Source organism: Streptomyces sp. PL-25, from assembly GCF_058344915.1.
The window spans coordinates 5,201,853-5,221,636 of record NZ_CP136997.1 but is presented as its reverse complement, the minus strand read 5'-3'; the positions used below and the strand labels follow the sequence as shown (position 1 = coordinate 5,221,636).

General features: G+C 74.1%; 15 protein-coding genes. 4 read left to right on the top strand and 11 right to left on the bottom strand.

Features of this window, described 5'->3' with window-relative positions:
• The first annotated feature begins 15 nt into the window (after positions 1-15).
• Positions 16-1,803 (top strand): 2-isopropylmalate synthase, encoded by a 1,788-nt coding sequence (gene leuA / locus R4Z62_RS23640; RefSeq protein ID WP_491520833.1) that lies wholly within the window; start codon positions 16-18, stop codon positions 1,801-1,803.
• A 97-nt stretch (positions 1,804-1,900) separates the two neighbouring features.
• Here leuA and R4Z62_RS23635 read toward each other — a convergent pair whose 3' ends face one another.
• The 7 genes from R4Z62_RS23635 to R4Z62_RS23605 form a co-directional block, all read right to left on the bottom strand.
• On the bottom strand, positions 1,901-2,113 hold the full coding sequence (locus R4Z62_RS23635) for an EF-hand domain-containing protein (RefSeq protein ID WP_491520832.1): 213 nt from the start codon (positions 2,111-2,113) through the stop codon (positions 1,901-1,903).
• A gap of 151 nt (positions 2,114-2,264) precedes the next feature.
• Entirely contained in the window at positions 2,265-3,542 is a 1,278-nt protein-coding gene (locus R4Z62_RS23630; RefSeq protein WP_491520831.1) for a YncE family protein, read from the bottom strand.
• Positions 3,542-4,357 (bottom strand): polysaccharide deacetylase family protein, encoded by an 816-nt coding sequence (locus R4Z62_RS23625; RefSeq protein WP_491520830.1) that lies wholly within the window; start codon positions 4,355-4,357, stop codon positions 3,542-3,544. Before R4Z62_RS23625 ends, R4Z62_RS23630 begins: the two co-directional genes overlap by 1 nt.
• Before the next feature lie 247 nt (positions 4,358-4,604).
• A complete protein-coding gene (locus R4Z62_RS23620) occupies positions 4,605-5,108 on the bottom strand; it encodes an ATP-binding protein (RefSeq protein ID WP_382848504.1) in 504 nt (167 codons plus the stop codon).
• 259 nt (positions 5,109-5,367) lie between these two features.
• Positions 5,368-6,135, bottom strand: a complete 768-nt coding sequence (locus tag R4Z62_RS23615) for an enoyl-CoA hydratase/isomerase family protein (RefSeq protein ID WP_491520829.1) — start codon at positions 6,133-6,135, stop codon at positions 5,368-5,370.
• Between the two features lie 112 nt (positions 6,136-6,247).
• Positions 6,248-7,504, bottom strand: coding sequence for a L,D-transpeptidase (locus R4Z62_RS23610; RefSeq protein ID WP_491521918.1), 1,257 nt, complete (start codon positions 7,502-7,504; stop codon positions 6,248-6,250).
• 222 nt (positions 7,505-7,726) lie between these two features.
• Positions 7,727-8,950: a L,D-transpeptidase gene (locus R4Z62_RS23605; RefSeq protein WP_491520828.1), complete on the bottom strand. Its 1,224-nt coding sequence runs from the start codon at positions 8,948-8,950 to the stop codon at positions 7,727-7,729.
• Positions 8,951-9,175: 225 nt separating this feature from the next.
• Between R4Z62_RS23605 and glgX the strand changes: the two genes are divergently transcribed.
• A complete protein-coding gene (gene glgX, locus R4Z62_RS23600; protein WP_491520827.1) occupies positions 9,176-11,581 on the top strand; it encodes a glycogen debranching protein GlgX in 2,406 nt (801 codons plus the stop codon).
• 42 nt (positions 11,582-11,623) lie between these two features.
• Here glgX and R4Z62_RS23595 read toward each other — a convergent pair whose 3' ends face one another.
• Genes R4Z62_RS23595 through R4Z62_RS23580 form a run of 4 tightly spaced genes read right to left on the bottom strand, consistent with a single transcriptional unit; the run spans position 11,624 to position 15,198 of the window.
• Positions 11,624-12,265: a response regulator gene (locus R4Z62_RS23595; RefSeq protein ID WP_382848500.1), complete on the bottom strand. Its 642-nt coding sequence runs from the start codon at positions 12,263-12,265 to the stop codon at positions 11,624-11,626.
• Positions 12,255-13,505 (bottom strand): sensor histidine kinase, encoded by a 1,251-nt coding sequence (locus R4Z62_RS23590; RefSeq protein WP_491520826.1) that lies wholly within the window; start codon positions 13,503-13,505, stop codon positions 12,255-12,257. The genes R4Z62_RS23595 and R4Z62_RS23590 overlap by 11 nt, the downstream gene beginning before the upstream one ends.
• A 44-nt stretch (positions 13,506-13,549) precedes the next feature.
• Positions 13,550-14,299 (bottom strand): ABC transporter permease, encoded by a 750-nt coding sequence (locus R4Z62_RS23585; protein WP_382848497.1) that lies wholly within the window; start codon positions 14,297-14,299, stop codon positions 13,550-13,552.
• Positions 14,296-15,198: an ABC transporter ATP-binding protein gene (locus R4Z62_RS23580; RefSeq protein WP_491520825.1), complete on the bottom strand. Its 903-nt coding sequence runs from the start codon at positions 15,196-15,198 to the stop codon at positions 14,296-14,298. The genes R4Z62_RS23585 and R4Z62_RS23580 overlap by 4 nt, the downstream gene beginning before the upstream one ends.
• Before the next feature lie 609 nt (positions 15,199-15,807).
• Here R4Z62_RS23580 and R4Z62_RS23575 point away from each other — a divergent pair.
• Both R4Z62_RS23575 and R4Z62_RS23570 read left to right on the top strand, forming a co-directional pair.
• Positions 15,808-17,826 carry an ABC transporter ATP-binding protein gene (locus R4Z62_RS23575; protein WP_491520824.1) on the top strand — a complete coding sequence of 673 codons (2,019 nt, stop codon included), beginning with the start codon at positions 15,808-15,810 and terminating at the stop codon, positions 17,824-17,826.
• On the top strand, positions 17,823-19,724 hold the full coding sequence (locus R4Z62_RS23570) for an ABC transporter ATP-binding protein (RefSeq protein WP_491520823.1): 1,902 nt from the start codon (positions 17,823-17,825) through the stop codon (positions 19,722-19,724). The genes R4Z62_RS23575 and R4Z62_RS23570 overlap by 4 nt, the downstream gene beginning before the upstream one ends.
• Positions 19,725-19,784 lie beyond the last annotated feature (60 nt).

Below are 19,784 nucleotides of genomic sequence, written 5' to 3'. Positions count from 1 at the left end.
GGGCATCAGCAGACGATGACCACCACCCCGAGCACCACCACCGCGCACCCCGCCGCCCCGTACGGGAGACCGCTGTGGAATCCGCAGCGTCCCGGGCCCATGCCCTACCACCGCTACCGCCCCTTCCAGGAGCGGGTGCGCGTGCCCGTCCCGGCAGAGGGCCGCGGCTGGCCGTCCGCCCGGATCGAGCGCGCGCCGCTGTGGGTCCCGGTCGACCTGCGCGACGGCAACCAGGCGCTGGCCGAGCCGATGGACACCCCGCGCAAGCGCCGCTTCTTCGATCTGCTGGTGCGGCTGGGGTTCAAGGAGATCGAGGTCGGCTACCCGTCGGCGAGCCGCACCGACTTCGACTTCGTCCGGCACCTGGTGACCAGCGGGGCCGTGCCCGACGACGTCACGCCGGTCGTCTTCACCCCGGCCCGCCGGGACCTGATCGACCGCACCTTCGAGGCGGTGGCGGGGCTGCCGCGGGCCGTCGTCCACCTGTACATGGCGACCTCGCCCGTCTGGCGCGAGGTGGTGCTCGGGCGGGACCGGGACGGGGTGCGCGCGAGCGTACGGGACGCGGCGGCGCACATGGCCCGGCGCGCGGACGCCCTGCCCGGCGGCGCGCACCTCCGCTTCCAGTTCTCCCCGGAGACCTTCAACCTCACCGAGCCGGACTACGTCCTCGAACTGTGCGACGGGCTCACCGAGCTGTGGGACGCGAGCCCGGACCGGCCGGTCACGCACAACCTCCCCGCCACGGTGGAGATCGCCACCCCGAACGTCTACGCGGACCAGATCGAGTACGTGCACCGCCATCTGTCCCGCCGGGACGCGGTGATCCTCTCGGTGCACCCGCACAACGACCGCGGCACCGGCGTCGCCTGCGCCGAACTCGCCGTGCTGGCGGGCGCGCAGCGGGTCGAGGGCTGCCTGTTCGGCAACGGCGAGCGCACCGGGAACGTGGACCTGGTGACCCTGGCGCTCAATCTGTACGCGCAGGGCGTCGACCCGATGGTCGACTTCAGCGACATCGACGCGGTACGGGCGACGGTGGAGCACTGCAACCGGCTGCCGGTGCATCCGCGCCACCCCTACGCTGGCGACCTCGTCCACACCGCGTTCTCCGGCACCCACCAGGACGCGATCAGCAAGGGCCTGGACGCGCACGCCCGGCGTGCCGCCGAGACGGGCACCGCGCCGGAGCTGGCGCCGTGGTCGGTGCCGTATCTGCCGATCGACCCGGCCGACGTGGGCCGGTCCTACGAGGCGGTGATCCGGGTCAACTCCCAGTCGGGCAAGGGCGGGGTGGCGTATCTGCTGCGCGCGCACGCGGGTCTGGACCTGCCGCGGCGGATGCGGCCGGAGGTGTCGCGGGCGGTCCAGGAGGCCACGGACGGCAGCGGGCGTGAGGCGACACCGAAGGAGTTGTACGAGCTGTTCCGCACGACGTACCTGGCGGTGGACGGGCCGGTGCGGCTGGACGCCTGGTCGGTGCACCGGGAGCCGTCCGGGGCGCACCGCTTCGTCTGCTCGCTGGGCCACGGCGACCGCACCGGCGACCACGAGGGCACCGGGGACGGACCGGTGAGCGCCTTCGTGGACGCGCTCGCCGGGGCCGGACTCGCCGTGGCCGTGCTCGACTTCGCCGAGCACCGGTCGGCGGCGCCCGGCGAGGAGGGCGGCGCCGAGGTGACGACCGCGTACGCCGAGTGCCGGGTGAACGGCACGACGGCCTGGGGCGCCGGCCGGGACGCCTCGTCGCTGACGGCCGCCGTGCACGCGGTGCTGGCCGCCGTGAACCGGGCCGCGCGATGACGGCCACGCGGTGACGGGCGCGGGGTGAGGTGACGCGGGGCGGGGTGACGCGAAGGGGCGCCCGGCGGTGGTCCGCCGGGCGCCCCTTCCGTACGGGTCACTTGTTCAGGAAAGCCCAGAACTCGTCGAAGAACAGGACCTTGTCGCCGTCGAGGTCCCGGGTCTTGATGATCGCCTCCGCCACCGACTCGGTGACGTTCCAGTCGCCTCCCTGCGCGAGGGCGGTCTTGAACTCGGCGGCGGTGACGAACCCGTCGCCGTCCGCGTCCAAACGGTTGAACTGCTCGCGTGCCTCGTCGATGTCCGCCACCGATCCGCCCCTCTGTGTCGCTTCGCGTCTGCTGTACGGCCGGATACGGCCGAATGCCGTACCGGCCGCTGCCGTACTGACGCAGGTCAGATTAACGGTCCGGCCGGATCCGCGATGCCGCCGCCACCCGCGGGGGACACCGGGGGCGGGGTCAGCGGAAGACGCCCGTGTGGCCGAGGGAGTAGCGGCCGGGCTGCGGATAGACGGCGAGGCCGTGCGGACCGCTGCCGACCTTGATGCGGGCCAGCTGCCTGCCGGTGCGGGTGTCGATGGCGTACACCTCGGAGTTGTAGCGGCCCGACAGCCAGAGCACCTTGCCGTCGGCGGAGACGCCGCCCATGTCGGGGCTGCCGCCGTGCGGCAGGCGCCACTTGGCGGTGAGCTTGTCCTTGGCGAAGTCGAAGACGGAGACGGTGCCCTCGCCGCGGTTGGAGACGTACATCACCCGGGAGTCGCGGCTGACGTAGAGGCCGTGGGCGCCCTTGCCGGTGTGCAGGAACGCGGGCTTGGCGAAGGTGTCGCCGTCCAGGATCCACAGCCCGTCGGCGACCATGTCGGCGATGTAGAACTTCTTGCCGTCGGGCGAGATCTTCACGTCCTGCGGCATGGCGCCGTGGACGTCCAGTTTCTGGTGCGCGACGACCTTCATGGCCGCGGTGTCGACCTTGAGCAGTTCGCCGCTGAACTCGCAGGAGACGATGAAGTAGCGGCCGTTCGGGGAGAAGTCGGCGTGGTTGACGCCACCGCAGGCGACCGGGACGGACTTCACCACCTTCATGGTGTGCGCGTCGCGGAAGACGAGCCGGCGGTCCTTGGAGGCCATCACCACGGCGTACTTGCCGTCCGGGGTGAAGTACAGGTTGTACGGGTCGTGCACGTCGACCGGTCTGCCCGCCTTGCCCGTGCGCGGGTCGATGGGGGTCAGGGAGTTGCCGAGGTCGTTGTTGACCCACAGCGTCTTCAGGTCCCAGGACGGCACGACGTGCTGCGGCTGGCGGCCGACCGGGATGGTCTCGATGACCTTGTACGTCTTCGGGTCGATGACGGTGACCGTGTTCGAGTTGGTGTTGGGCACATAGACGCGCGAGGGGAAGTGCGCGACGGCCGGGGAGAGCCGGTTCGCGCGGTCGGCGGCGTAGACGTCCTTGGGGTCGAGGACCGGCGGCATGCCGGGCAGGGCGTCGGCCGCCACCTGTTCGGGCCGCTGGGCGGGCGCCCGGCTGGCCAGGGCCTCGTCGGTGCGGTGGTCCGGGCCGCCGCTGCCGCAGGCGGCCAGCGCCGCGAGGGCCGCGCAGGACGCCCCGGCGGCGAGCAGCCGGGTGACGCGCGGGAGGCGGGAGGCACGGGGGGAGCGGGGGGAGCGGGGGGAGCGGGGGGAACGGGGGGAACGGGCGGGGCCGTGGAGGGAAGGGGCGGGGCGAGGGGGCATCAGCTCAGCAGCTCCGTGGTGGTGACCGCGTGGAGGCCGCGGCGGTCGAGTTCGTCGAGGAGGGCGGGCAGGGCGGTGGCCGTGCCGGGGTAACCGAAGTGCAGGCTCACCACGGACCCGGGGCGGACGCCCGCCAGTACGGTGCGGGTGACGGCTGCGGCGCCGGGCGAGGTGTAGTCGAGCGAGTCGATGTCGTAGGAGAGCACGTGCGGGTAGCCGGCGGCGCGCGCCAGCCGGGCCACCAGCGGGGAGGCGGTGACGGCGCGCGAGGGCCGGAACCAGGTGCCGATCGAGCCGGTGAGCCGCTTGAGGCGGTCGGCGCAGCCGGTGATCTCGGCGCGCGCCTCGGCCTCGGGCATGTCGTTGACGGACAGGTGGCGCTGGGTGTGGTTGCCGAGGTCGTGGCCGCCGTCGAGGATCCGGCGGGCCATCTCCGGGTGCGCGTCCAGCCAGGTGCCGACGGCGAGCACGGTCACCCGGGCGCCGTGCCGTTCGGCGGTGGTGAGCAGGGTGCGGGCGAGGGCCGGGTCACCCTGGCCGTGGAAGGTGAGGGCCACCCGGGGCCGGTCGCGCGGTCCGTGGCCGATCTGCGCGGGCTGCCCGGGGAAGGCGCGCGGGGCGGGGGCGGGCGCGGGCGACGCGGAGGGGTGCGCCGCGCCGCGCTCGGCGGGGCCGGACGCGTGGCGGGAGGCGGCGGACACGGCGGGGTGCGGGGCGGTACCGGGCGCGCATCCGGCGGCGAACGCGCCCCCCGCGACAAGCCCGGCACCGGCCCGCAGCACGCCACGACGGTCGGTGGTGGTCACCCGCACCATTTAAGGGGCGCAAAGTAAGAAAACGGGCGATTCACACGGATGCCCGGCGGGCGCGGGGGTGGTGAACGGACGTCAGGCCGATCGGGGCGGCGCGCGCCGGTCGGGCCCAGCGGGTGCGCGTCGGACGGATTCGGCGGGCGCGCGCCGAGCGAGCCCAGCGGGATGTGTACCGGACGTGCCCCGTCAGAGGGGCGCGTCGCGCCCGGTCGGCGGGTGGGTGGGTGGGTGGGTGGGTGGTGCGTGGCTGTCAGCGGTCTGCGGCGCGTATTTCGAACCAGGTGGTCTTGCCGCGGGGCAGCAGGTCGACGCCCCAGCGGTCGGACAGTTTGTCGACCAGGGTCAGGCCGCGGCCGCTGACGTCGAGGTCCTGGACGGGCATGAGGCAGGGCAGGCCGCGGGAGGGGTCGCGCACCTCGACGCGGATCCTGCCGGTGCGGCGGCGGACGCTCAGGCCGAAGACGCGGGCCCCGGTGTGCCGTACGGCGTTGCCCACGAGTTCGGAGACGAGCAGCACCGCGTCCTCGGCCAGTTTCGGGGACATACCCCAGCGCAGGACGACGATCTGGACGAGCCGGCGGGCGATGGCCGCCGACTCGGGGCGGGACGGCAGCCGGACGTCCTCCTCGCTCGGGTCGCCGTACAACTCCAGTGCGGCCAGGGCGCGTTCGTCCGCGACCGCGGGAGACCAGCGCGCCACGGCCGCCGTGTGTTCCGGTCCCCGCGGCTGTTCGATGCCCTCCAGCCCCGCCATGCCCCCATCATGGCCGCCCCCGGCGCCCACCGTGGCCGTTCCCCGGGAATGCGCCCCCCGCACGCCCCCTCCGGTCCGTCTTCGCGCGGCATATGCCGAGGGCGCTCGGGGCCGGGGCGGACCGGCCGGCCTGCGGGGACGCTCCGGGCGGCGGCACCGTCGCGGGGGCGGCGGCGCCACGCGCCCGGAACCGGCGCGGGCGGGCCTGGACGCCCCTTCGAGCGATCCGCGAGCGGACGTCAGGTCCAGGCCCCCGGGGTCAGAGGAACTTCGCCTTCCCCGGCCCCTCCTCCACGAAGCTGCGCATGCCGCGCTCGCGGTCCTCCGTGGCGAAGAGGCCCGCGAACCAGGTGCGTTCGACGGCGAGACCGGTGTCCAGGTCGGTCTCCAGACCGGTGTCGACGGCCTCCTTGGCGGCGCGCAGCGCGATCGCCGGGCCCTGGGCGAGCCGCGCCGCCCAGGCGTGCGCCGCCTCGTAGACCTCGGCAGCCGGCACCACCCGGTCCACCAGGCCGAGCGTGAGGGCCTCGTCGGCCCTGACCTGGCGGCCGGTGAAGATGAGGTCCTTGGCCCGGGAGGGCCCGATCAGCCGGGCCAGCCGCTGGGTGCCGCCCGCGCCCGGGATCAGTCCGAGCAGGATCTCCGGCTGGCCGAGCTTGGCGTTGTCGGCGGCGATGCGGTAGTCGGCGCACAGCGCCAGTTCGCAGCCGCCGCCCAGCGCGTAGCCGGTGACCGCGGCGACCACCGGCTTGGGGATGCGGGCCACGGCGGTGAAGGAGTCCTGGAGGGCGCGGGCCCGCGACACCATCGCCGCGTGGTCCATCACCTGCATCTCCTTGATGTCCGCGCCGGCCGCGAACACCTTCTCGCCGCCGTAGATGACCACCGCGCGGACGTCCGCGCGGGCGGTGGCCTCCTCGGCGAGTTCCTTCAGCCGGTCCTGCGTGGCGACGTCGAGCGCGTTCATGGGCGGGCGGTCCAGGCGCAGCGTGCCGACGCCCTCGGCGACTTCCAGAGATACGGTCATGCCCCGCAGGTTAGCGGTCGTTCACGCACGGGTCAGCCCCGGTGTGCGCGGCGGCACACCGGGGCCGGGGGACGGATCCGCGCTCCCCGTCAGGGGCGCGGGCGGCGGTCCGCTACGACTTCCACCTCTGCCACGGCATGTTCCAGCCGTTGTAGCCGTTGTCCGGGGCCACGGTCTTCTCGTGGGCGTTCTCGACCTCGACCACGTCGCCGATCATCGAGTGGTTGAAGAACCAGGCGGCGGGCGTGGAGCTGTCCCCGCCGCCGCGCACGTCGCGCAGGCCGATGCAGCCGTGGCTGGAGTTGTAGTTGCCGAAGGCGTCGCCGCCCCAGTAGTTGCCGTGCGCGAAGGTGCCCGAGGTGGTCAGGCGGATGGCGTGCGGGACGTCCTTGATGTCGTACTCGCCGCCGTAGCCGACGGTCTCGCCGTTCATCCGGGTGACCGAGAGCTTCTCGCTGATGACCATCCGGCCGTTCCAGGTGTCGTAGCCGGGCTTGCCGGTGGTGACCGGGAGGGTCTTCACGGTCTTGCCGTCCTGGGTGACCTTCATCGTGTGCTTCTTGGCGTCCACGACGGACACCTGGTTGCGGCCGATGGTGAAGGAAATGGTCTTGGACTGCTTGCCGTAGACGCCGGGGCGGCCCTCCACGCCGTCCAGGCTGAGCTTGACGGTGACCTTGGTGCCGGACTTCCAGTACTGCTCGGGGCGGAAGTCGAGCCGGTCGTTGCCGAACCAGTGGCCCTCGACGTCGACGGCCGGCTCGGTCTTGACCTCGATGGCCTTCTCGACGGCCTCCGGGTGCGTGATGCCCCGGGTGAAGTTGACGGAGAACGGCATCCCGACCCCGACGGTGGAGCCGTCCTCGGGGGTGAAGTTGCCGATGAAGGTGTTCTTCGGCGTCAGGGTGGTGAAGCTGCTGTCCTGGGCCGCCTGCCGGCCCTCGGCGTCCTTGGCGACGGCGTGGACCGTGTACTTGGTCGAGGCGGCCAGATGGGTCGACGGCGTCCAGGTGGTGCCGCCGGATATCTTCCCCGCTATCTCGGCGCCCTTGGCGTCCTTGACGACGACCTGGGTGAGCGTCCCCTTGCTCACGCCGACCTTCAGCGCGCCGCTGGTGTCGACGGACGTCGAACCGTCCTTGGGCGCGACGCTGAGCACCGCCTGCGACTGCTTGCTCTCGGCGGCGGCACCGGCGTCCTTGCCCGTGCCCGCGCCGTTCACGTCGGAGTCACCGCCGCCGCAGGCCGTGACCGCGAGGAGCAGCGCGCCGGAGACCAGCGCCAGCGCTCCCGTGCTCCCCCGTCGTCCCCCTCGGCCCGGTCGCCGGCCCGTCCCCGCCGACGCCCCCGTAATAGGCCGCACGTTCACCTTCGTCTCCTCCCCCGGGCCGGTCAGGCCCGAGCCCCAGCGCCTACCGCGCACATCGGCGCATAGTAACCACAAGGTCATGAGCAGATCGTCAGCCGAATGTCACTGTTCCGTTCCAGGTTCAACAGCCTCCGGACACGGCGGCGGGGAAGGGGTCCGCCGGGCCCGGCGCGAGGTGCCGCGCACGCCGCCGGTCTGTCGTCAACCGGCCCTGGCGGAAGGTCACTTGAGCGCGCTGCCCGCCGTCCAGTGCGCCCAGTCCATGTTCCAGCCGCCCAGACCGTTGCTCGCGGCAACCGTCTTGTCGTCGCTGTGGACGACCTCCACCACGTCCCCGACGAGGCTGCGGTCGAAGAACCAGCCCGCCGGGGTGTCGGAGCCGCCGCCCTTGACGTCCTTCAGGCCGACGCAGCCGTGGGAGACGTTCGCGCGGCCGAACGGGTCCGGCACCGACCAGTAGTTGCCGTGCAGGAACGTACCGGAGTCGGTGAGCCGCATGGCGTGCGGGACGTCGGCGATGTCGTACTCGCCGCCGAAGCCCACCGTCCGGCCGTTCATCCGGGTGACGTCCAGCATCTCCATCACCACCATCCTGCCGTTGTAGGTGGGGTGGTCCGGCGCCCCGGCCGTGACGGGCACGGTGGCCAGCAGGGCGCCGTCGCGGCGCACCTGCATGGTGTGCGCCGCCGCGTCGACCAGGGAGGTCTGGCTGCGGCCGACCGTGAACGAGAAGGACTTGTGCTGGATCCCGTAGACCCCGCGGGCCGCCCGGACGTCGCGCAGCCGCAGGGCGACGGTGACCTGGGTGCCGGGCTTCCAGTAGCGCTCGGGGCGGAAGTCCAGACGGCTGCCGCCGAACCAGTGCGGACGGATCTCCACGGGCGGCCGCGCGGTGACCCGGACGGCGCGCTGGACGGCGGCCCGGTCGGTGATCTCCCGGCTGAAGGCCAGCGAGACGATCATGCCGGTGCCGACGACGGCGCGGTTCTCGGGGGTGACGTAGGCGAGGAGGCGTTCGTCGGGGACGTAGGTGGTGAAGGCGGTGCGCCGGGCGGAGCGCCGGCCGTCGCCGTCGACGGCCACCGCGTCGACCGTGTACCCGGCGGCGAGGGCGAGCGTGTCGTCGTCGGGCCGCCAGGTCCGGCGGTCGCCGGAGAGGTGTCCGGGCACCGGGGTGTCCTGCCCGTCCCGGGACCGCACGACCCTGACGGACTCCAGGCGCCCCCCGGCGGCCCGTACCCGCAGCCGGGTGCCGGGCCGGACGCCCCGGGTGCCGTCGTCCGGCGAGACGTGGACCGTGTCCGTGCGCTCGGGGGGTCGGCCCGAGACTCCCCGGGGAGCGTCCGAGGTGCAGCCGGCGGCCCCGGCCGCGAGCAGTGCCGCCCATGTCAGTACGGCGGCCAGCGCGGCCCCCGCGCGCCGTGCGCGCCCTTGTACGTGCCTCACGCGCTGCCCAACGACCGGCCCGCTCCGGGGAAACGTGAGTGCGAGCCGCGCGCTGGGCAGAACAGTGGGGAGAGTGCCGCCGCCCGGCAGCCACGCCGGACGGAGCCACGGAAGGAACGGAGCCGCACGGGCCGCAGGAGCCGCACAAGGCGTAGAAGGCGTAGAAGGCGTAGAAGGCGCAGAAACCGCACGAGCCGCATCAGCCGAGAACGAGGGGCCGACCTGGTGTCCAGCGCAGCCGGGCAGGAGGCGGTGGCGGACGGGCACGCCACCGGGAACGGGCACACCGCCGGGAGCGCACCCGCCGACCGCGACGGGCGCGCCCCCGCGAGCGGGCGCGCCGGTGACGGCACCGGAACCCGCGACGACGGGCGCGGTGCCGAGGCGTGCGCCGCCGACGTGGGCGGTGGCGGCGCACGAACCGGTGCGGGGGCGGGTCCGGCCGTCGCCGTGAGCGGAGGACGGCGGGCCGGTCCGCCGTCCGCCGGACCCGTGTGGCCGGGCGGCCCGGCCCCGCTGGGCGCCCGCTTCCGGATCGGCCCGGACGGCGTCGCCGGGACCAACTTCGCGCTGTGGGCGGGTGGCGCCGAGGCCGTGGACGTCTGCCTCTTCGACGAGGACGGCCGGGAGACCCGCGCCCGTCTGCCCGAGCTGACGCACGAGATCTGGCACGGCTTCGTCCCCGGCGTGCGGCCCGGCCGCCGCTACGGCTTCCGGGTGCACGGCCGCTGGGACCCCTGGACCGGCGCCCGCTGGAACCCGGCGAAGCTGCTGCTCGACCCGTACGCGCGCGCGGTGGACGGTGAGTTCGGGCTGCCGCCGGAGGTCTACGGGCACGTCCGGGACTGGCCGGACCAGCAGGTCGCCGACACCGTGCGCGACGACCGCGACTCGGCGCCCTTCGTCCCCAAGGGCGTGGTGGTCGCGGACGACGGCGACCGGCCGGGCGACCACCGCCCCGGCACTCCGTGGGCGGACACGGTCCTCTACGAGCTGCATGTGCGCGGCTTCACCAGGCTGCACCCGGACATCCCCCCGGAGCTGCGCGGCACCTACGCCGGTCTCGCCCACCCGGCGGCGATCGCGCACCTGGTGAAGCTGGGCGTGACGGCGGTGGAGCTGCTGCCGGTGCACCAGTTCGCCCACGAGGACCATCTGCTCGCCCGTGGCCTGCGCAACCACTGGGGCTACAACTCGATCGGCTACTTCGCCCCGCACGGCGGCTACTCCGCCTCGGGCACCGCGGGCCAGCAGGTCGGCGAGTTCAAGCGGATGGTGCGCTCCCTGCACGCGGCCGGCATCGAAGTCATCCTCGACGTGGTCTACAACCACACCGCCGAGTCCGGCCAGTACGGTCCGACGCTGTCCCTGAAGGGCGTCGACAACCAGCGCTCCTACCGCCTCGCCCCGGACGCCCGCCGGTACGCCGACTTCACCGGCTGCGGCAACACCCTGGACACCACGCAGCCGCACGTGCTGCGCCTGATCACCGACTCGCTGCGGCACTGGGTGACCGAGATGGGCGTGGACGGCTTCCGCTTCGACCTGGCCGCCGCGCTGGCCCGCTCCGCGCACGGCGTCGACATGCGCTCGCCCTTCCTCGCCGCCCTCGCCCAGGACCCGGTGCTGCGCGAGGTCAAGCTGATCGCCGAGCCGTGGGACATCGGCTCCGGCGGCTACCAGGTGGGGGCGTTCCCGCCGCCGTGGGCGGAGTGGAACGACCGCTACCGCGACGCCGTACGGGACTTCTGGCGCCACGCCCTGCCGGACGTACGGGAGATGGGCTACCGGCTGTCCGGCTCCAGCGACCTGTACGCCTGGGGCGGGCGCGGCCCCTGCGCCTCGGTCAACTTCGTCACCGCGCACGACGGTTTCACCCTGCGCGACCTGGTCTCCTACGACCGCAAGCACAACGAGGCCAACGGCGAGGGCAACCGGGACGGCACGGACGACAACCGCTCCTGGAACTGCGGGGCGGAGGGCGAGAGCGACGACGAGGGGATCCGGGCGCTGCGCCGCAGACAACTGCGCAACCTGCTGGCCACGCTGCTGCTGTCCACGGGCGTGCCGATGCTGGTGGCGGGCGACGAGCTGGGCCGCACCCAGCGCGGCAACAACAACGCGTACTGCCAGGACAACGAGACCGGCTGGCTGGACTGGACGCTCCTGGACGATCCGGGCTGGCGGGCGCTGTCCGAGCTGACCGCCCGGCTGATCGCGCTGCGCCGCGCGCACCCGGTGCTGCGCCGCCGGACGTTCTTCTCCGGGCGCGCGCAGGCGCCGGACGGGCTGCGGGACGTGGCCTGGTTCACCGCGGGCGGCACCGAGATGACGGAGGGCGACTGGTACGCGCCCGCCGCCACACTGGGCATGTATCTGTCCGGCCGGGACATCCCGGGCGGCGACGAGCGGGGCGAGCCGGTGCGCGACGACAGCTTCCTCCTCGTCCTGCACGCCGGTCCGGGCCCGGCGGAGTTCACGCCGCCGGGGCCGCCGTGGGCCGAGCGCTACGAGGTGGTCGTGGACACCGGCGGCGAGGAGCAGGCCGAGGCTCCCGGCCGGGTCCTGCGGGCGGGGGCGCCGGTCACCGTGCCGGGGCGCACGGTGCTGCTGCTCCGGGTCGCCGCCTGAGAAGGCCGGGGCTGCCGGGGCGGCCGGGGCTGCCGGGGCGGGTCAGCCCAGGATCCCCCGGTCGTAGGCGACCGCGACGGCCGCCGCCCGGTCCTTGACACCGAGCTTGGCGTACAGGTGGGTGAGGTGGGTCTTGACGGTGGCCTCGCTGATGAACAGCTCGCGCGCGATCTCCCGGTTGGAGGTGCCCCGGGCGACCAGCACCAGCACCTCGCGCTCGCGCGCCGACAGCGGTTCGCTGCCCGCGGCGGGGGCGCGGACCGCGGAGACCAGCCGGGAGGCGACGGCCGGGGAGAGCACCGAACGGCCCTCGGCGGCGGCCCGGACGGCGGCGAGCAGGTCGTCGCGCGGGGCGTCCTTGAGCAGATAGCCCGTGGCGCCCGCCTCGATCGCGGGCAGGGTGTCGGAGTCGGTGTCGTACGTCGTCAGCACGAGCACCTTGGCGCGGGCGCCGCGACGGGTCAGCTCCCGGATGGCGTCGACGCCGGAACCGCCCGGCATCCGCAGGTCCATGAGGACGACGTCCGGGTCGAGCGCGGCGGCCTTCTCCACCGCCTCCGCACCGCCCGTCGCCTCGCCGAGCACGGTGAATCCGGGGGTGGCCTCGAACATGCCGCGCAGACCGTCCCGTACGACCGGGTGGTCGTCGACGATCAGCAGCGAGATGGGGGTGTCATCGGTCATCGCCCACCAACGGTACGCGAGCCGAGACGGCCGTGCCGTGGCCCGGTTCCGACTCGATGGTGAGGGAGCCCGCGATGCGTTCGGCGCGGGCCCGCATGCCGTCCAGGCCGAAACCGCCGGCCCGGGTGCGGGCGGGCACGGCGAGCGGGTCGAAGCCGCGGCCGTCGTCGCGTACGTCGAGGGAGATCTCGTCGCCCATGTAGGACAGGGTGACGCCGACCCGGGTGGCGCGGGCGTGCCGGGCCGCGTTGGACAGGGACTCCTGGGCGATGCGCAGCAGCGTCGCCGAGACCTCGTCGTGCACCTGCTCGCTGGTGCCGGTCAGGGTGAAGTCGGCCCGGCAGCCGGTGCGTTCGCCCCACTCGGCGACGGTGTCGCGCAGCGCCTCGGGCAGTCCGGCGTCGGCGAGGGCGACCGGGGCGAGGTTGTGCACCGAGCGGCGGGCCTCGCCCAGGCTGTGCCGGGCCAGTTCCATGGCGCGCTCCACGTGCGCGCGGGCGGCGGCCCGGTCGGTGGTGTTCGTCACCACCCGCAGCTGGGCGATGATGCCGGTCAGCCCCTGCGCGAGGGTGTCGTGGATCTCGGCGGCCAGCCGGCGGCGTTCGTCGGCGACGCCCGCCTCGCGGGCCTGCACGAGGAGCTGGGCGTGCAGCGCGGCGTTCTCGTCGAGGGCCTGCTGGAGGGCGGCGTTGGTGCGTTCCAGCTCGGCGATGGTGGACGCCTGGGCCCGGCTCCGGGCCTCCTCCTGCTCGGCGAACCGGGTGAAGACCGCGACCAGGGCGATGTTCGCGCCGAGCACGACGAGGAAGCCCAGCCACAGGATCGTGCCGTGCGGCGGCATGCCCCCGATCTCGCTGCCGGCCATGGTGACGGCGGTCAGGCACAGGCCGGGCAGCACGAGCCTGGGCGGCAGTTGCCGGGCGGCGGTGTAGTAGCCGGCCACGGCGTAGAAGGCGAAGAACGGGTTGAGCCAGGTCAGGACGAAGCCGAGCGCCCAGCGCACGAAGTACAGGCAGGCGCTGACCCGCCCCGGCTCCGGCCGGGTCCGCGACCAGCGCCGCCAGCCCACCTGGAGGGCCAGCGCGACACCGGTCAGGACCAGGGCCAGCCAGATCTCCGTCCGGCTCATGCCGATCCCGGCCGCCGCGCCCGCCGAGGTCAGCACGGCCACGCCGAGCAGCGCGTACGGCCCCCATCCGTCGAAGGTCGCGCGCGGCTGCTTCCACTCGGCACTCGTCATGCGCCCAGTGTCCGGTACGGCGCCGGACGGGGCGGGGCCGCCGGTCATTCCCAGCGGAACCAGCGGGCGGCACCGGCGGTGAGCAGCACCGTCCAGGCGACGAGCACGGCCAGGTGCGTCCAGCCCGGCCAGTGTCCGGCGGCGGCCTGGTCCAGGGCCTGGGCCGCCGCGCCGAAGGGGGTGTAACCGACGGAGCGGGCGAGCACGTGGGGCATGGCCCGCACCGGCACCCACAGTCCCGCGCAGAACATCATCGGGAAGAGCACCGCGCTGCCCACCGCACCGGCGATCTTCGTGGTGCGCGAGAGCGCGGAGATGACCGAGCCGAGCGCGAGGGCGACCGCGACGGCCAGCAGCAGGGCGAGCGCGTAGCCGAAGGGCTGCTCGGGCAGGCGGACGCCGAAGGCGATCCGGCCCACGAGCAGGGCGAGCACCGCCGAGCACAGGGCCGCGCCCGCGAAGACCACCATGTGCGCGGTGAGCAGCACCACGGGCCGGACCGGGGTGGCCGACATCCGGCGCAGGATGCCGCGCTCGCGGTAGCCGGTGAGGACCTGGGGCATGGCCTGGAGCCCGCCGAGGATCAGCCCGAGCAGCACCGCGACCGGTACGTAGGTGTCGACGAGCCGCAGCCCGCCGAGCGAGTCGTCGTGCTCCCGGAAGGACGGGATGGAGCCGAGGATGCCCAGCAGCAGGGTGGGGAACAGCAGGATCCAGAAGATCGCGCCGGGTTCCCGGCGGAACAGCCGGGCCTCGGTGCGCAGTACGGCGGGGTCGAAAGCGGCGGAACTCATGCGGCGGCCTCCGTCAGGTCGAGGAACGCGTCGTCGAGCGTGGCGTCGCTGACGCGGAGCTGGTGGGCGGTGATGTGGTGGCGGGCGAGCAGCGTGATGACGGCGTTGACGGTGGCGTCGGTGCCGGACAGCGTGATCCGTCCGTCCTTGAACGCCACCGAGGCCAGTTCGGGCAGCGCGTTCAGGTCACCCTCGTCCACCGGCGCGGACGGGGTGAAGCTGATGACGGTGGCGCCCGCCGAGCGCCGGATCAGCCCCTGCGGGGTGTCCAGGGCGGCGACCCGGCCCTGGTCGATCACGGCGATCCGGTCGCACAGCCGCTGCGCCTCCTCCATGAAGTGCGTGACGAGCAGCACGGTGACGCCGCTCGCCCGGACGTCCTCGATGAGCTGCCAGGTGTCGCGCCGGGCGCGCGGGTCGAGCCCGGTGGTCAGCTCGTCCAGGACGACGACCCGGGGGTTGCCGATGAGGGCCAGCGCGATGAACAGCCGCTGCTTCTGGCCGCCGGACAGCTTGGCGAAGCGGGTGGTGAGCTTCGGGGCGAGCCCCAGCCGCTCGGCGAGCGGGCGCCAGTCGGCGGGGTGCGGATAGAAGGAGGCGTACAGCTCCAGCGCCTCGCGGACGGTCAGCTTGGCCTGGAGCTCGCTCTGCTGGAGCTGGGCGCCCAGCACCCGGGCGACCTGCTTGCGTTCGGCCACCGGGTCGAGTCCGGTGACCCGGACCCGGCCGGAGTCGGGGACACGCAGCCCCTCGACGCACTCGACGGTGGTGGTCTTTCCGGCGCCGTTGGGACCGAGGACGCCGAAGATCTCACCCTCCTCGACGGCGAAGGAGACGCCGTCGACGACGGCCCGGCCGCCGTAGGACTTGCGCAGTTCGCTGACTTCGATGATGGACATGGCACCAGCGTCGCGGCGCACGGGACCCGCGCACATCGCCCGACGCGCTCGAAGCCGCATCAGCCGATCGGTTGACGGGACGCCGCGATGGGTTGATACGGCGCTACGACCACCCGGCCCCGGGACCGGCCCCGACCGGAGGGGCGGCCGGACCCGATGGGCCGAGGACCGGAGGGAAAGGCAGAACCAGCGGAACCGGGACCCAGCCCGGACGGCAGGAGCGGCGGGCCGAGGGGCTGAATCCCGGGCGAGCGGGCCCGGCAGGCCCGGGGCCGGACGGGCGCGCGCGAACGGGGCCGGATCCGGGCGGGCAGGTCCCGGGGACTCGGACGGGGCAGCGGACCCGGAGGGGTCCGATCCGGCCGGGCGGGGTCGGGACCCGGCAAGCGGGCCCGGAGGGGGCGGAACCCGGCAGGCGGACCCGGAGGGGTCGGGTCCCGGCGGGCGGCGCCGGAGGGGGCGGGTCCGGGTGGGGGATTCGGCGGGATCGGGGGCGGTTCGGGCGGGTGGGTCCGGGGGAGCGTGCGCAGGTCGTAGGACCGGCGGCGGAGCGCGGCTCGGCCAAAACTCGGTGGGCGTTGTCAGTGCCGGTCCGTAGTCTCCGAGGTGATGACCACGACACCCGCCCCCGCAGAGGTCAGCTCCGACCGTCCCGCCGATCCGTCCGATCCCTCCGGACCCGCCGGACCCGCCGGACCCGCCGGTCCTTCCGGGCTCCCGGGGCCCGGGGAGCGGTCCGCCGTCCGTACGCTGCTGCGGCTGTGGCCGTTCGTGCGCCCGGTGCGCGCCCGGCTGTCCGTCGCCGCGGGCGTCGCGATCGTCGCCTCCTGTGTGGGGCTGGTGATCCCGCTCGTGCTGAAGTGGCTGGTGGACGGGCCGGTCGCCGACGGGGACCGGGGCGGGGTGTGGCTCGGGGCGCTGTACCTGCTGCTGCTCGGCGTGGCCGAGGCGCTGCTGTTCGGGCTGCGGCGGTGGCTGGTGGCGCGCCCGCTGTCGCGGGTCGAGGCGCGGATGCGGGCCGCTCTCTACGAGCGGCTCCAGCGGCTGCCGATCGCCTTCCACGACCGGTGGGCGTCGGGCCAGTTGCTCTCCCGGGGCACGACCGACCTGATGCTGCTGCGCCAGTTCCTCGCCTTCCCCCTGACGTTCCTGCTCGTCAACGGCGTGACGATCCTGGTGGGCGTGGTCATCATGCTGCTCCAGGAGTGGTCGCTGGGCCTGGTGATGCTGGCCCCGGCCGTGCCGCTGGTCGTGCTGAGCGCGCTCTTCGAGAGGCGGTACGCGCGGGTGGCGCGGCGGGCGCAGGACCAGGTCGGTGACCTGACGACGGTGGTCGAGGAGAGCGTGCTCGGCATCCGCGTCATCAAGGGGTTCGGCCGGCACCGCAGCCAGGCGCGCGCGTTCCGCGAGCTGTCGGCCACCCTGCGCGGCACCGAGCTGAGCAAGGCGCGGCTGCTGGCGACGATCTGGGCCGTCATCATGACCCTGCCCGAGGTGGCCATCGGCGCCACGCTGGTGGTGGGCGCCGTCCAGGTCTCGGACGGCTCGCTGTCGGCGGGCACCCTGGTCGCCTTCCTGTCCACGGCCCTCGCGCTGCGCTGGCCGGTGGAGTCGATCGGCTTCCTGCTCGCGATGAGCCAGGAGGCGGCGACCGCCACGGAACGCTACTTCGAGGTGCTGGACGAGCGGCCGGAGTCCGCCGGGCCCGCCCTGCCGCCCGCGGACGGCACCGCGGACGACACCGCCGACAACGGCACGCGCGCAGGCGGCCTGCGCTTCGAGGACGTCCGCTTCCGCTACCCGGACGCGCCGCCCGGCTCCCCGCCGCTGCTGGACCGCGTCGACCTGCACATCCGCCCCGGTGAGTCGATGGCCCTGGTCGGTGCGACCGGAAGCGGCAAGACCACGCTGACCGCGCTCGTCCCCCGGCTGCACGAGGTGACCTCCGGCCGGATCACCCTGGACGGCACGGACATCCGCGCGCTGGACCGGGAGACGCTGCGCACCCTCGTCTCCGTCGCCTTCGAGGAACCCACGCTCTTCTCCGCGAGCGTCGCGGAGAACGTCCTCATGGGCGCCGAGGGCGGCACGGACGCGCCGGGCGGCGACGAGCTGGACCGCGCCCTGGCCGTGGCGCAGGCCGACTTCGTGCACGCGCTGCCGCGGGGCACCGCCACCCAGGTCGGCGAGCAGGGCCTGAGCCTGTCCGGCGGCCAGCGCCAGCGCCTCGCGCTGGCACGGGCGGTCGTGGGCCGGCCGCGCTTCCTGATCCTGGACGACCCGCTGTCCGCGCTCGACGTGCACACCGAGGCCGCCGTTGAGGCGGCGCTGCGCCAGGTGCTCACCGGCACCACCGCCCTGATCGTGGCGCACCGCCCCTCCACGGTGCTGCTGGCCGACCGTGTCGCCCTGCTGTCCGGCGGCCGGATCAAGGCCGTGGGCACCCATCAGGAACTGCTGCGCACCGACGCCGAGTACGCGCGTCTGATGGCGGGCGGACGGCCCCCCGCCTCCCCCGGCGAACCGAGCGGACACGACACCGCGAACCAGCACACAGTCCAGCACACGGACCGGCACACGAATCAGCACACGGATCAGCACACGGCCCAGGAGGACGACGAGCGATGACGGCCCCGACGACGTCCGTCCCGGCCGCCGGGGGCCCCGGGGACCCCAGGGACCCCGGGGACCTGCCGCAGGCCGACGGCACCGGCGCCCCCGCCGCGCCCGGCCCCGGCGACTCCTTCGACAAGGACGTGCTGCCCGCTCCCCCGGGTGCCACCGGCGCCCTGCTGCGCTCGCTGCTGGCGCCCATGAAGGCCCGGGTGGCCGTCACCACACTGGTGCTGCTGCTCCAGCAGGCGGCCGTGCAGGCGGGCCCGCTGCTGGTGGCGTACGCCATCGACACGGCCGTACCGGCGTTCCGCGCCCACGACCACGGGCCGCTCATGGCGGTGGCCGCGGGCTATCTGCTGTGCGCGCTCGCCTCGGGCGGCCTCCAGTGGGTGTTCATCGTGGCCGCCGCCCGGGTCAACCAGGACGTGCTGCTGGACCTGCGCGGCCGTATCTTCCGGCACGCGCAGGCGCTCAGCGTGGACTTCCACGAGCGCTACACCTCCGGGCGGCTCATCTCCCGGTCCACCACGGACGTGGAGTCGCTGCGCGAACTGCTCGACGAGGGCCTCCAGGAGCTGATCACGGTCGTCCTGTCCTTCGTGTCCATCGCGGCGCTGCTGCTCTGGCTCGACCTCGGGCTCGGCGCGGTCGCGGTGGCCTCGTTCGTGCCGCTGTACCTGCTGGTGCGGCTCTACCAGCGGCGCGCCGGCCGGGTGTACCGGGAACGGTCCACGGCGATCGCGGCGGTCATCGTGAAGTTCGTGGAGACGATGAACGGCATCCGGCCGGTGCGGGCGTTCCGCCGGGAGGCGGCCAACGACGCCGCGTTCGCCGGTCTCAACCGGCGCCACGAACGGGCCAACGGCGACGCTCTCCTGGAGATGGCCCGCTATGTCGTCGGCTCCCGCCTGGTGGCGAACACCGCGGTCGCGCTGATCGTGCTGTGGGGTGCCTGGCGGGTGGCGGACGGCTCGCTGGCGCTGGGGGTGCTGGCGGCGGCCGTGCTGTACCTGCGGCGGCTGTACGACCCGATCGACCGCCTGGGCATGTTCCTCAACTCCTACCAGTCGGCGGCGGCCTCCCTGGAGAAGATCGCGGGTCTGCTCGCGCAGACCCCGTCGGTGCCGGAGCCGTCCGCGCCCCGGCGGCTGCCGCCCCCGAAATCGGCGCTGCCGGGCCGCGAGGTGGTCTTCGACGGGGTCAGCTTCGCCTACCGCACCGGCGGCGAGGTGCTGCCCCGCTTCGACCTGACGCTCCCGGCCGGGCAGACCGTCGCCGTGGTCGGCTCCACGGGCGCGGGCAAGTCGACCCTGGCCAAGCTGCTGGCCCGCTTCTACGACCCGACCGAGGGCCGGGTGCTGCTGGACGGGACGGACCTGCGCGAGCTGGTCGTGCCCGAACTGCGGCGCGGGGTGGTGATGGTGACGCAGGAGGCGTTCCTGTTCTCCGGGACGGTCGCCGAGAACATCGCCCTGGGCCGCCCCGAGGCGAGCCGCGAGGAGGTCGAGCGGGCCGCGAAGGCGATCGGCGCCCACGACTTCATCAGCGCCCTGCCCGACGGCTACGACACGGACGTACGCAAGCGCGGCGGCCGCATCTCCGCCGGGCAGCGCCAACTGGTGTCCTTCGCACGGGCGTTGCTGGCCGATCCGGCGGTGCTGATCCTGGACGAGGCGACCAGTTCGCTGGACGTGCCCGGCGAGCAGGCCGTGCAGCGCGCGATGGCCACGGTCCTGCGCGGGCGTACCGCCGTGGTGATCGCCCACCGGCTGTCCACGGTGGAGATCGCCGACCGGGTCCTGGTGATGGAGCACGGCCGGATCGTGGAGGACGGCCCGCCGTCCGCGCTCGTCGCGGGCACCGGCCGGTTCGCCCGCCTGCACCGGGCCTGGCGGGACAGCCTGGCCTGAGCGGGCGGGCGAGTGGGCGAGCGGACGCGCGGGGAGGGTGCCCTGCTGTTCCTGCTCCCC